General features: G+C 71.9%; 11 protein-coding genes. 8 read left to right on the top strand and 3 right to left on the bottom strand.

Annotation, left to right across the window (positions count from 1 at the left end; genetic code table 11):
• Nucleotides 1-68: 68 nt before the first annotated feature.
• From ACFUUZ_RS14690 to ACFUUZ_RS14680, 3 genes are all read left to right on the top strand, one after another.
• Nucleotides 69-704 carry a maleylpyruvate isomerase family mycothiol-dependent enzyme gene (locus tag ACFUUZ_RS14690; RefSeq protein ID WP_378696224.1) on the top strand — a complete coding sequence of 212 codons (636 nt, stop codon included), beginning with the start codon at nucleotides 69-71 and terminating at the stop codon, nucleotides 702-704.
• 163 nt (nucleotides 705-867) lie between these two features.
• Complete coding sequence (locus ACFUUZ_RS14685) at nucleotides 868-1,389, top strand: DinB family protein (protein WP_378696222.1); 522 nt, start codon at nucleotides 868-870, stop codon at nucleotides 1,387-1,389.
• A 74-nt stretch (nucleotides 1,390-1,463) separates the two neighbouring features.
• Nucleotides 1,464-2,135 (top strand): PaaI family thioesterase, encoded by a 672-nt coding sequence (locus ACFUUZ_RS14680; RefSeq protein WP_378696220.1) that lies wholly within the window; start codon nucleotides 1,464-1,466, stop codon nucleotides 2,133-2,135.
• Here the strand turns inward: ACFUUZ_RS14680 and ACFUUZ_RS14675 are convergent, their stop codons facing one another.
• From ACFUUZ_RS14675 to ACFUUZ_RS14665, 3 genes are read right to left on the bottom strand one after another with little or no spacing between them, the layout of a single operon-like run.
• The gene (locus tag ACFUUZ_RS14675; protein ID WP_378696218.1) at nucleotides 2,136-3,299 is read right to left on the bottom strand and encodes a sulfotransferase family protein; all 1,164 of its coding nucleotides are present in this window, start codon (nucleotides 3,297-3,299) and stop codon (nucleotides 2,136-2,138) included.
• A gap of 10 nt (nucleotides 3,300-3,309) precedes the next feature.
• A complete protein-coding gene (locus ACFUUZ_RS14670; protein WP_378696216.1) occupies nucleotides 3,310-4,173 on the bottom strand; it encodes an SDR family oxidoreductase in 864 nt (287 codons plus the stop codon).
• Entirely contained in the window at nucleotides 4,170-5,330 is a 1,161-nt protein-coding gene (locus ACFUUZ_RS14665) for a hypothetical protein (RefSeq protein WP_378696214.1), read from the bottom strand. The genes ACFUUZ_RS14670 and ACFUUZ_RS14665 overlap by 4 nt, the downstream gene beginning before the upstream one ends.
• An 85-nt stretch (nucleotides 5,331-5,415) precedes the next feature.
• Between ACFUUZ_RS14665 and ACFUUZ_RS14660 the strand changes: the two genes are divergently transcribed.
• The 5 genes from ACFUUZ_RS14660 to ACFUUZ_RS14640 are packed head-to-tail and all read left to right on the top strand — an operon-like array spanning nucleotide 5,416 to nucleotide 11,633.
• Nucleotides 5,416-6,318 (top strand): helix-turn-helix domain-containing protein, encoded by a 903-nt coding sequence (locus ACFUUZ_RS14660; RefSeq protein WP_378696212.1) that lies wholly within the window; start codon nucleotides 5,416-5,418, stop codon nucleotides 6,316-6,318.
• Between the two features lie 41 nt (nucleotides 6,319-6,359).
• The gene (cysD, locus tag ACFUUZ_RS14655) at nucleotides 6,360-7,289 is read left to right on the top strand and encodes a sulfate adenylyltransferase subunit CysD (RefSeq protein ID WP_378696210.1); all 930 of its coding nucleotides are present in this window, start codon (nucleotides 6,360-6,362) and stop codon (nucleotides 7,287-7,289) included.
• Nucleotides 7,289-9,115, top strand: a complete 1,827-nt coding sequence (gene cysC / locus ACFUUZ_RS14650; protein WP_378696208.1) for an adenylyl-sulfate kinase — start codon at nucleotides 7,289-7,291, stop codon at nucleotides 9,113-9,115. Before cysD ends, cysC begins: the two co-directional genes overlap by 1 nt.
• 59 nt (nucleotides 9,116-9,174) lie before the next feature.
• Nucleotides 9,175-10,968, top strand: a complete 1,794-nt coding sequence (locus ACFUUZ_RS14645; protein WP_378696206.1) for an acyl-CoA dehydrogenase — start codon at nucleotides 9,175-9,177, stop codon at nucleotides 10,966-10,968.
• Nucleotides 10,959-11,633: a QsdR family transcriptional regulator gene (locus tag ACFUUZ_RS14640; RefSeq protein ID WP_378696204.1), complete on the top strand. Its 675-nt coding sequence runs from the start codon at nucleotides 10,959-10,961 to the stop codon at nucleotides 11,631-11,633. Before ACFUUZ_RS14645 ends, ACFUUZ_RS14640 begins: the two co-directional genes overlap by 10 nt.
• Nucleotides 11,634-11,916 lie beyond the last annotated feature (283 nt).

Here is an 11,916-nt window from a genome sequence, read left to right as displayed (position 1 = left end):
CAGACGCCGATGACTTCGCGCCCCGTGCCTCGTCTCTCTTTCCGAGACCCCCACGGAAAGGGAGAGGGATGTCCGAAACGGAGGTGCGCGCCGCCATCGCGGCCGAGCGCACCGAGCTGGCCGAGGTCTTCGCCGGACTCGACGCGGCGGCGTGGGAGGCGCCGACGCTGTGCGCCGGGTGGCGACCGCGCGAGGTGCTCGCGCACATGACCATGGCGTACCGCCTGTCCACGCCCCGGTTCGCGCTGGAGATGGTGAAGGCGCGCGGCAATTTCAACCGGATGGCCGATCGCCGGGCCCGCGCCGAGGCGGCCGCGCTGACGCCGGAGGCGCTGGTGGCGAGTCTGCGCGACAACGCCGATCACCCGTGGAAGCCGCCGGGCAGCGGGTACGAGGCGACGCTGGCGCACGAGGTGATCCACGGGATGGACATCACCGTCGCGCTCGGGCTGCCGCGCCGGGTCCCGGTCGAGCGGGTCGCGGTGGTGCTCGCCGACACGAAGCCGGAGCAGGTGCGGTACTTCGGCACCGACCTGTCCGGGGTCGAGCTCCGCGCCGACGACCTGGACTGGAGCCTCGCCGGGGAAAACCCGGCGTCGACGGTCACCGGCGCCGCCCAGGACCTGCTGCTCGTGTTGTGCGGGCGCAAGCTCCCGACGGGTCGGCTCGCGGGCGCGCAGGCCGCCCGGTACGAAGCGCCGTAGCGCGGCGCGCCCCGCTCGCGAGGGGTCGCGCGGGGCGCCCACGCGGCGCAGCCGCGCCGGCGGGTGCACTCCGACCGACCTCCTGTGCCACAGCGAGTGCCACCGGGCGGCGTGGGCGGAAATTCGACCGCTCGTCGATTCGGCCCGCATTACCGTGACCGGTGTGACGTGGACAGCACCGGCGGTCGAGCGCACCCCCGTCCCGCCGACGGGCACCGAGGCGGCGCAGCTGCGGGCGCGGATCGCGCACCAGCGCGCCACCCTGCTCGACCGCTGCGCCGGATTGAACGGCGAGCAACTCGCCCGCAGGGCGATCCCGCCCTCGACCCTCTCGCTGCTCGGACTGGTCAGGCACCTCGCCGAGGTGGAGCGCGGCTGGCTCCGCACGACCGCCGCGGGCGAGCAGCTCGGCTACCTCTACTGCGCCACCGACAACCCGGACGGCGATTTCGACGACGCCCGCCCGGCGGACGCCGCCGACGACTTCGCGGCCTACCACCGGGAAACGGCGGCCGCCGATGCCGCGATCCGAGATCTCGCGCTCGACCACGAGGGCCGCCACCCGATCACCGGGACCCCGTACGCCCTGCGCTGGATCTACCTGCACCTGCTCGAGGAGTACGCCCGCCACAACGGCCACGCCGACCTGCTCCGCCAGTGCGTGGACGGCCGCACCGGCGCCTGAGCCGAGTGTGCCGCTGCTCACCTCTACCGCTCCCACCTGCGTGGCGACCCTACGGTTACCGTTACCGTGAGGGGATGAACGAACAGCGGCTCGACCCGGCGCTGCCCAGCGCCGACCACCACGAAGGCGGCTTCCGGCCGATGGTCGAGCTGATCGAGGCGAACGCTGCCGCGGACGCGCAGAAGCGCGGCGGCGAGCTGTACGGCGACTTCATCGAGCAGGTCCGGCTGCTGATGGACCGGGCCCGCATGGCCGACCCCGGCGACGAGCTCTCCCAGCACGTCATCACCCAGCTGACCAAGCTGAACGACGAGCTGGCGGGCGCCGCGGTGGACGAGTGGTCACTGCCCAACTGGACCCGCAATGACCTGCCCGCCCGCGGCAACCTGACGCTCCCGCCCTACGAGGTCGACTCCGCCGACGCCACCGGCGTGCACGCCCGCATCGTCTTCCGCGCCTTCCACCTCGGCGGCAACGCCGCCGCGCACGGCGGCCACATCGCGCTCGGCTTCGACGACCTGCTCGGCATGGCGGCCGCGCTCTCCTCCGGCTCGGTCACCCGCACCGCCTCGCTCACCGTCGACTACCGCGCCATCACCCCGCTCGACCGCGACCTGAAGCTGCACGCATGGACCGAGCGGCAGGAGGGCCGCAAGGTCTTCGTGCGCGCCACCCTGCACGACGGCGAGCGGCTCTGCGCCGAGGCGCACGGCCTCTTCATCGTCCTGAAGCCGGGCCAGCAGTAGTCAGCCGAAGTGCGCGGCGCGGTACTCCGCGAAGCGCTCGTCGACCTGCCCGGCGGTGAGGCCGTAGTCGTCCAGCGCGTACCGGTGCTGGGGGCGGGCCGCGCCGGAGGTGCTGCGGTTGTGCAGCGCGCTCATCTTCTGTTCGGCGGCGGGGGTGAGGTCGATGCCGAAGTGCCGGTAGATGCCGCGCACGGCGGCGATCGGGTCGGCGACGAAGTCGTCGTAGTAGACGTCGATGAACTGTGCCTGGTCGTACTTCGCGCGGTCCGCCCGGAAGGTGTCGGCGCCGCGCGCCCACAGCTCCAGCTGGGTGCTGCCGACCACGTCGCCGCGGAACTTCTCCGACCACCCCTCGCTGGCCTTCTCGTTCAGGCTGCACACCGAGGCGATGATGGTGCTCGGCTCGCGGTGCAGCTGCACGACCAGCGCGTCGGGGTAGACGGCGAAGAGGGCGTCGAGGGCGAAGAGGTGGCTGGGGTTCTTGAGCACCCAGCGCTGCTCGGCATCGGGCAACCCGATGAGCTGCAGGTTTTTCCTGTGCCGTCGGTACGCGGGGGTCCAGTCCTGCCCGCGCAGCCAGTCGGAGTAGGTGGGCAGGTAGGCCAGGCACTCGTAGGAGATCGAGGTGGCCGACTGGCGCAGCAGCTGCCAGCACTCCTCCACCTGGTCGGCCGAGATGTGGTGCACGCCCATGAACTCGGGATGCTCCACGTGATGTTTCTCGTACCCGGCCGAGATGCCCTGGTACACCGGGTTGTCCGCCCAGGTGTCGCGCGGCGGACGGGGCTGCGGCATCTCGGTGAGCCACATCTCCAGCCCCTGGTGCATGGGGTCGGCGGTGAGCAGCCGGTGCACCGCCGTCGTCCCGGAGCGCGGCAGCCCGGTGACGAAGATCGGGCGCTCGATCGGCACCTGGGCGTGCTCCGGGTACTTCTGCCAGGCATTCTCGCTGAGCGCCCTGGCGATCAGCCCGCCGCGCAGCATCGCCCGATTGATCTTGTTCCCCCACGGGGTGAGCTCGGCGTCGGCGGCGTAGGAGTCCAGCAGGACCCCGAGCCCCTCCCGGTAGTCGTCGGCGCCGAAGTCCTCCAGCCCGATCACCTTGCTCGCCGAGGCGTGCAGGTCGTCGATCGTGCCGATGTCGGCGCGGCCCGTCGTGGTCATGGCAGTGCTCCTAGTGGTGGAATTCGCCGGCATTGACGTCCAGACAGGCGCCGGTGACGATGCGGGAGAGCGGGGAGGCGAAGAAGAGGACCGCGTCCGCGATCTCGTCCGGCTCCGGCAGTTTGCGCAGGTCGGTGGTCTCGGCGGTCTCCGCGTAGACCTCCTCGTGGGTGATCCCGCGCTCCTTCGCCTGGTAGTCGAAGTACCACTTGAGGTTGCCCGCGTAGATGTAGCCGGGGGCGACGGAGTTGACCCGGATGCCCTGCGGGCCGAGCTCGGTGGCGAGGCTCTGCGCCAGCGCGAGCAGGCTCGCCTTGGCCATCTTGTACGGGCCGAAGGTGCGCCGCGAATGCCGCAGCACCGCCGAGTTGATCATCACGACCGAGCCGTTCGCCGCCGCGAGCGCGGGGACGAAGAGCCGGGTGAGGCGGAGCGCGGCCAGCACATTGGTCTCGAAACCGGCGCGCACGCCGTCCAGCTCGACGGTGGCGAGGTCGGTGATGGGCGGGATGGCGAAGGCATTGTTCACCAGCGCGTCCACCCGGCCGAACTCGTCGACGGTGGCGCGGACCAGGTTCTCGGCGGCGGCCTCGTCGGTGATGTCGGTGGGCACGACGAGCGCCTTCCGGCCCAGCTCGCGCACCTCGGCGGCGACCTTGTCCAGCCGCTTCTCGGTGCGCGAGGCGAGCACCACGTCGGCGCCCGCCCGGGCGGCCCGGACGGCGATCGAGCGGCCGAGCCCGGGCCCGATCCCGGAGACCACCACGACCTTGCCGGTCAGCAGCCCGGCACCGCCGAGCGCGGCGTCCGCCGCCGCGTCGTGCCCGGACGGCACGGCGCCCGCTGTCGGCTCCGCGGAATTCGACCCGCTCATCCCAGCATCCGATCCGCGTGCGTGCGCTGCCGGAAGGCGATCCGCTCGCGCCACTGCTCCGGCGTCACCCGCCCCTCGTCGTAGTAGGGCAGCTTCTCGGGAAGTTCGTCGAAGGACACCAGCTGCACCTCGGGCCCGTCCTCCGGCTTCAGGTCGCGGGCCAGCCGCTGCCAGCGGAACTGCAGGTAGCCGCGGTCGTGGCCGGTGCGCTCGACCCAGTTCGCCAGTCCGGGGTCGCGCTCGCTGACGACCAGGCGGATCCTGCCGTCCGGGTCCACCCTGGCCTGGTCGGTGTTCAGGCTGGTCTGGTGGTTGATGTAGTCCAGCGAGAGGTACCAGATGGTGCCGAGCTGGAAGCCCTGGTAGGGGGCGTCGGACTTGGGCACGGTCAGGATGAGCACCTGGTCGTCGGTGAGGTCGTAGTGGCCGACCGAGGAGAACTGGGTGGAGAGCCCGCCGGGGGTTCGGCGCGGCTCGGTCATCGTGTTGACCGGCAGGTTCAGGTAGAACCACTCCGGGAAGGCGAGGAAGGTGCGCAGCCGGGAGGTCAGGTTCCTGGCCGCCACCTGGTACCGCTTGGCCAGCAGCTCGCGGGTGGGCGCGGGCGGGGCGGCGCCGACGGTGTCCACCCGCTCGATCCGGATGGTGCCGGGCCGCTCGGACCAGTCGCCGTAGACCTCGCGCACCGCGAGCATGGACGAGTCAGCGGCGAGCTGCACGTACCCGGGGCGCGCCGGGCCGGGGCCGAAGCGGACCTGGTAGCTGCCGTCCGGCGCGATGTCGAGCTCGCGGTCGTCGAAGGCCGTTTGGCTGTCCGGCACCTCGGACGGGGTGTAGTTGCCGTTCAGCACCTGGAAGCTGAGGTCGCGGGTGGTGCCGCGGACGCCGGTGACCAGGTACTCCGCATCCGGGCGGAGGAAGGCGTGGAAGTAGAGGGTGTCCGGGTTGTCCAGCCCCATCTTGGTGTAGGGGCCGGTGGACCTGGCGAAGAACGGGAAGTCGCGGTCGTAGGCCCAGGCCAGCTGGAGCGCGGCGCGAATGCTGCCGCCGAGATAGTCGAACCCTTCGACGAGGTCCTGTTCGGTCTTCACCTGCGCGGCCGAGGTGATGATCTCCTCGGCCTCGGCGATCGCCTCCGCGAACGGCTTGCTGAGCACGTAGCCTCCAGGTTGTGTTCCATATATGTACCGCCGTGGTACATTTCGTCCGTTCGAAGATTAGAACTTGTTCTAGGAGTGGTCAATGGTCGCGATCGGAGACGGCACCGTCGCCCGGCGCTCCGCCCCCACCGTGCGGGTGCTGCAGGTGCTCGATTTCCTGGTCGCCAACCGCGGCGAGCGGTACGGCCTCTCCGAGATCGCGCGGGCGCTCGGGCTGGCCAAGCCCACCTGCCTCGGCATCCTCACCGAGCTCACCGCCGCCGGGTACCTGATCCGGGACCCGCGCACCCGCGGCTACGGCCTCGGCCCGGCGCTGATCGGGGCCGGGCGCGCGGCCCAGGAGAACTTCGCGGTCTCCGCGCTGGCCCGCGCCGAGCTGGAGCCGCTGAGCGTGCGGTACCGCACCACCTGCACGGCATCGGCCGTGGTCGGGGAGAAGATCGTGGTACTGGACGCCACCGGGCCGGGCCGGGTGCAGGTGGGCGCCACCTACCCCTTCGCGCCGCCGGTCGGGCTCATGTACGTGCTCTGGGACACCGACGCCGCCCTCGACGCCTGGCTGCGCACCCCGGCCGCGGTGCCGCTGGAGCAGGACGAGCACCGGCTGCGCACGGTCGTCACGGAGTGCCGCGAGCGCGGCTACCTGATCGAGGGCACCTCGGCGGCGGGCAGGCGGCTGTACTCGCTGCTGGCGGGCGCCGCGGGCAAGGACATGCCCGCCGAGCTGCGCGAACTCGTCGCCGAGCTGGTGACCAGCCTGGGCGAGCGGGTGTACCTGGGCAGCGATCTGCGGCCGCGCAAGGAGCACCCGGTGAGCCTGCTCGCCGCGCCGACCCACGACGAGCGCGGCAGGCAGAGCATGGTGCTCACGATGTACGTCGGCAAGGCGGTCACCGGCGCCGAGATCGAGCGCCGCGGCACCGCGCTCGCGGCCGCCGCGGCGGCCGTCACCGCGGCCGCGGGCGGGCGGCCGCCGCTGCGCTGAAGCGTTGACGGTTCGACCGAAACGTGTTCTAGTTTTTTCTCGTGAGCCCGAACCAGAAGTCCGTTGTCGGCTGGGAGCTGTCGCACCTCGACGCGCTCGAAGCCGAATCGGTGCACATCTTCCGCGAGGTGGCCGCCACCTTCGAACGCCCCGTGCTGCTCTTCTCCGGCGGCAAGGACTCGGTGGTCATGCTGCACCTGGCCGCCAAGGCGTTCTGGCCCGCGCCGCTGCCCTTCCCGGTGTTGCACGTCGACACCGGCCACAACTTCGACGAGGTGATCGCCTACCGGGACGAGACCGCCGAGCGGCTCGGGCTGCGGCTGCTGGTCGGCAGCGTTCAGTCCGACATCGACGCTGGCCGCGCGGTCGAGGAGACCGGCCCGCGCGCGAGCCGCAACCGGCTGCAGACGCAGACCCTGCTGCGCTCCATCCGGGAGGGCGGCTTCGACGCCGTCTTCGGCGGCGCCAGGCGCGACGAGGAGAAGGCGCGCGCCAAGGAGCGGGTCTTCAGCTTCCGCGACGAGTACGGCCAGTGGGACCCACGCAACCAACGCCCCGAGCTCTGGAACCTGTACAACGGCAGGCACCGCCGCGGCGAGCACATCCGGGTCTTCCCGCTCTCCAACTGGACCGAGCTGGACATCTGGAGCTACATCGCCGCGGAGGAGATCCCACTGCCTCCGCTCTACTACGCGCACCGCAGGCAGGTGGTGCAGCGCGACGGCATGCTGCTGGCGCACACCAGGTTCCTGCAACTGCTCGACGGCGAGCAGCCGTACGAGGCCACCGTCCGGTTCCGCACCGTCGGCGACGCCACCTGCACCGGCTGCGTCGAGTCGACCGCGGCGACCGCGGACGACGTGGTGCTCGAGGTGGCCGCCACCAGGGTCACCGAACGCGGCGCCACCCGCGCCGACGACCGCATCTCCGAGGCGGGGATGGAAGACCGCAAACGCGAGGGGTACTTCTGATGACCACCCTGCTCCGGCTGGCCACCGCGGGCAGCGTCGACGACGGCAAGTCGACGCTGATCGGGCGCCTGCTCTTCGACTCCAAGGCGATCTTCGCCGACCAGCTCGCCGCGGTCGAGCGCACCAGCAAGGAGCGCGGCGCGGGCCAGACCGACCTGTCGCTGCTCACCGACGGCCTGCGCGCCGAGCGCGAACAGGGCATCACCATCGATGTCGCGCACCGCTACTTCACCACGCCCCGGCGCAAGTTCGTCATCGCCGACACCCCGGGGCACATCCAGTACACCCGCAACATGGTCACCGGCGCCTCGACCGCGGACGTCGCGCTGATCCTGGTGGACGCGCGCAAGGGCATCGTGGAGCAGACCCGCAGGCACGCCTTCCTCGCCGGGCTGCTCGGCGTGGCGCACCTGGTGCTCTGCGTGAACAAGATGGACCTGGCGGACTGGAGCCAGGAGCGCTTCGAGGAGATCAGGGACGACTTCACCCGCTTCGCCGCCCGGCTCGAGGTCAGCGACCTGACCTTCGTGCCGATGTCGGCGCTGCACGGCGACAACATCGTGCACCGCGGCGCGAGCATGCCCTGGTACGAGGGCACTCCCCTGCTGCACCACCTGGAGCAGGTACACATCGCCTCGGATCGCAACCTGATCGACGCGCGGCTGCCGGTGCAGTACGTGACCCGCACGCACGACCCGGATTTCCGCGGCTACGCGGGCACCGTGGCGGGCGGGGTGTTCAAGCCGGGCGACGAGGTCACCGTGCTGCCGTCGGGGTTCAGCACCACGGTGGCGGCGCTCTACGGCCCCGGCGGCGCGCCGCTGGCCGAGGCCTTCCCGCCGCAGGCGGTGACGGTGCAGCTCACCGACGAGCTCGACGTGGCCCGCGGCGACCTGCTCTGCCGCCCGGCGAACCGGCCGCAGTCCGCCCGCGACCTGGACGCCATGATCTGCTGGTTCGCCGAGGAGAGCGCGCTCACCCCCGGCGCCACCTACACCCTGCGGCACACCACCCGCGCCGAACCGGTGCAGGTGCAGCGGCTCGACTACCGCCTCGACGTCAACACCCTGCACCGCGACGAGCAGGCGAACGCGCTCGGGCTCAACGAGATCGGCCGGGTGCAGCTGCGCACCCGGCGGCCGCTGCTCTTCGACCCGTACCGGCGCAACCGGCACACCGGCAGCTTCGTGCTGGTCGACGACGTCACCAACAACACCGTGGCCGCGGGCATGATCACCGGGCCGACGCCGACCACCTCCGGGGTGGTGTGGCACCGCAGCGCGGTCGAGCGGACCGAGCGCGCCACCAGGGGCGGGACGGTCTGGCTCACCGGGCTCTCCGCCTCCGGCAAGTCCACCGTCGCGGTGGAGCTGGAGCGCAGGCTGGTGAACGCGGGCAGGCCCGCCTTCCTGCTGGACGGTGACAACCTGCGGCACGGCCTCAATGCCGACCTCGGCTTCGCGCCGGAGGACCGCACCGAGAACATCCGCCGGGTGGCCGAGGTGGCGAAGCTCTTCGCCGAGGCCGGGGTACTCGCGGTGGTCTCGCTGATCAGCCCGTACCGGGAGGATCGGGAGCGGGCCAGGCAGGCGCACCTGGCCGCGGGGCTGCCCTTCCTGGAGATCTTCGTCGACACCCCACTCGCGGTGTGCGAGGCTCGCGACCCCAAGGGGCTCTACGCCAAGGCGCGCGCGGGCGAGGTGCGCGGCTTCACCGGGATCGACGCGCCGTACGAGGTGCCGGAGCAGCCGGACCTGGTGCTGCGGCCGGACGACGGCGACCCGGCCGAGCAGGCGGCGCGGATCGCGGAGCTGCTCGGGTTCTGAGTCGGCGGGGTGCGCACATTTGATACTCTGCGCGGTACGTGTCTCGAAAGGACGGGCGTATGCGCACCCTGCTGCTCAACCCTCGCGATCTGGAGTTCCTGCTCTACCAGTGGCTCGACGTCGAGGCGCTGACGAAGCACCCGCGCTTCGCCGAGCACTCGCGAGAGACCTTCGACGCGGTGCTGGCGCTCAGCGCCGAGCTCGCCGAGACGCAGTTCGCGCCGCACAACAAGAAGGCCGACGCCAACGAGCCCAAGTTCGTGGACGGCAGGGTCGAGCTCATCCCCGAGGTGGCGACGGCGCTGCGGGCCTTCGCCGAGGCCGGGCTGCCCGGCGCCACCGTCGACGCCGAGCTGGGCGGCATCCAGCTGCCCGCGGTCGTGGCCCAGGCCTCCTTCGCGTGGTTCCACGCCGCCAACACCGGCACCTCCGCCTACCCCTTCCTCACCATCGCCAATGCGAATCTGCTGATCGCGCACGGCGCGGAGTACGTGGACCGGTTCGTCCGGCCCATGCTGGAGGGCCGCTTCTTCGGCACCATGTGCCTCTCCGAGCCGCAGGCCGGGTCGTCGCTGGCCGACATCACCACCCGCGCCGAGCCGCAGGGCGACGGCAGCTACCGGCTCTTCGGCACCAAGATGTGGATCTCCGGCGGCGACCACGAGCTGGGCGAGAACATCGTGCACCTGGTGCTGGCCCGCATTCCGGGCGGGCCGGCGGGCACCAAGGGGATCTCGCTGTTCGTGGTGCCGCGGTTCCTGGTGGGCGAGGACGGGGCGCTCGGCGAGCGCAACGACGTCACGCTGGCCGGGCTGAACCACAAGATGGGGTTCCGCGGGACCGTCAACACGCTGCTGAACTTCGGCGAGGGCACGCACACCCCCGACGGCGCGGCGGGCGCCGTCGGGTACCTGGTCGGCACGGAGCACCGCGGGCTGAGCCTGATGTTCCACATGATGAACGAGGCGCGGATCGGGGTCGGGCTGGTGGCGACGGCGCTCGGCTACACCGGGTACCTCAAGTCGCTGGAGTACGCGCGGGGCAGGCCGCAGGGGCGGGCCAAGATCGGCGCCGACCCGGCGAGCCCGCAGCGGCCCATCGTCGAGCACGCCGACGTGCGGCGCATGCTGCTGGCGCAGAAGAGCTACGCCGAGGGGGCGCTGGCGCTGGTGCTGTACTGCGCGCGGCTCGTCGACGAGCAGCGGATCGCGGAGACCGAGGAGGAGCGGCGGAGCCTCGGGCTGCTGCTCGACATCCTCACCCCGGTCGCCAAGAGCTGGCCGTCGCAGTGGTGCCTGGCCGCCAACGACCTCGCCATCCAGGTGCTCGGCGGCTACGGCTACACGCGGGAGTACGACGTCGAGCAGCACTACCGGGACAACCGGCTGAACCCGATCCACGAGGGGACGCACGGGATCCAGGGGCTGGACCTGCTCGGGCGCAAGGTGACGCAGCAGGGCGGGGCCGCGCTGCTCGCGCTGGACGCGCGGATCGGGGCGACGCTGGCAGCCGCCGCGGCGGCGGGCGGCGAGGCGGCGGAGCTCGGGGCCGGGCTCGGAGCGGTGTGGCGGCGGCTGGTCGAGGTGACCGGTGGGCTGTTCGCGAGCGGGGACATCGAGGCGGCGCTGGCCAACAGCAGTGTGTACCTCGAGGTGTTCGGGCACACGGTGGTGGCGTGGATCTGGCTGGAGCAGTACCTCGCCGCGGCGGGTGGGGACGATGCGTTCCACGAGGGGAAGCGGCAGGCGGCGCGGTACTTCCACCGGTACGAGCTGCCGAAGACGGGGCCGGGGCTGGAGCTGCTGGCGAGTCTGGATCGGACCACGCTCGACATGCGCGAGGAGTGGTTCTGAGCGGGGCGGAGCCCCGAGCGGACGAGCGGTCGGCGCGGGCGGAGCGCGTCGCGGGTGCCGAGGAGCGGCCGGGGCAGCGGGCTGCGCGGCGGCCGGGTCGTCCTGCCGCCGCCACCCCCGGGGAGGTCGTGGCGGCGGCGCGGGCCGCGTTCCTTGCGGGCGAGCGGGTCGATGTGCAGTCCATCGCCGCCGCGCTCGGGTTGAGCCGGGCGTCGGTGTACCGGTGGTTCGGGTCGCGCGAGGGGGTGCTCGGAGCGGTGCTCGCCGGCGAGTACGAGGCGCTGATCAGCCGGGCCGACGCGCGCAGGCGCGGTGCCGGTGGCGCCCGCGTGCTCGAGGTGCTGGCCAGGGTGAATCGCTGGATGAGCGACAACGAGCCGTTCCGGCGGTACTTCGAGCACGAGCAGCGGGCGGGGTTGCGGACCTTGACCGCCGGGGACGGGCCGGTGCAGCCGCGGGCCGTCCGCGCCGTCGAGGAGTTGGTGCGGCGGGCCGTCGTTGACGACGGGTACGAGCCGCCCATGGCCCCGGATCTGCTCGCCTATGCCATGGTGCGGCTCGGCGAGGCGTTCCTCTACAACGACAGTGCCGTCGGCATCACCGGGGACGTGGAGCGGTTGCGGACCGTGCAGGCGGCGTTGCTCGGATTGCCCGCCGACAGCTGACGCGGCGGACCTGCGCGCTGCCACTGTCGCCTCGCCTGCGGCGGCTCGGCTGATTTGTGCGGTTTCTTCCGCCGGGAATCGAAGGCGACCGCACCGGGCGCCGTCGCCCTCGTGCGCAGTCGGCCCGACGCGGTCGGCGCTCTGCCCTTCGAACCGTTCCGATCGACGTGATCGCAATTCCCCTCCCACCGGGCGGGGTGGCGCAATAGTGGGGACCACCCAGGTCGCACCGGTCTCGGCCCGGCGCATTGCGATCGGCCGGAGCGGCGGGGGCCCGCGGTCG

The sequence above is a fragment of the Nocardia sp. NPDC057353 genome (genome assembly GCF_042667085.1).
Taxonomy (GTDB): domain Bacteria; phylum Actinomycetota; class Actinomycetes; order Mycobacteriales; family Mycobacteriaceae; genus Nocardia.
Note: the sequence above shows the minus strand (reverse complement) of the source record. Positions and strands in the feature narration are given on the sequence as shown.

Coding starts and splice junctions, on each gene's coding strand:
- ACFUUZ_RS14690 (WP_378696224.1), top strand. CDS start 69: ATGTCCGAAACGGAGGTGCGCGCCGCCATCGCGGCCGAGCGCACCGAG.
- ACFUUZ_RS14680 (WP_378696220.1), top strand. CDS start 1,464: ATGAACGAACAGCGGCTCGACCCGGCGCTGCCCAGCGCCGACCACCAC.
- ACFUUZ_RS14675 (WP_378696218.1), bottom strand. CDS start 3,299: ATGACCACGACGGGCCGCGCCGACATCGGCACGATCGACGACCTGCAC.
- ACFUUZ_RS14670 (WP_378696216.1), bottom strand. CDS start 4,173: ATGAGCGGGTCGAATTCCGCGGAGCCGACAGCGGGCGCCGTGCCGTCC.
- ACFUUZ_RS14660 (WP_378696212.1), top strand. CDS start 5,416: ATGGTCGCGATCGGAGACGGCACCGTCGCCCGGCGCTCCGCCCCCACC.
- cysC (WP_378696208.1), top strand. CDS start 7,289: ATGACCACCCTGCTCCGGCTGGCCACCGCGGGCAGCGTCGACGACGGC.
- ACFUUZ_RS14645 (WP_378696206.1), top strand. CDS start 9,175: ATGCGCACCCTGCTGCTCAACCCTCGCGATCTGGAGTTCCTGCTCTAC.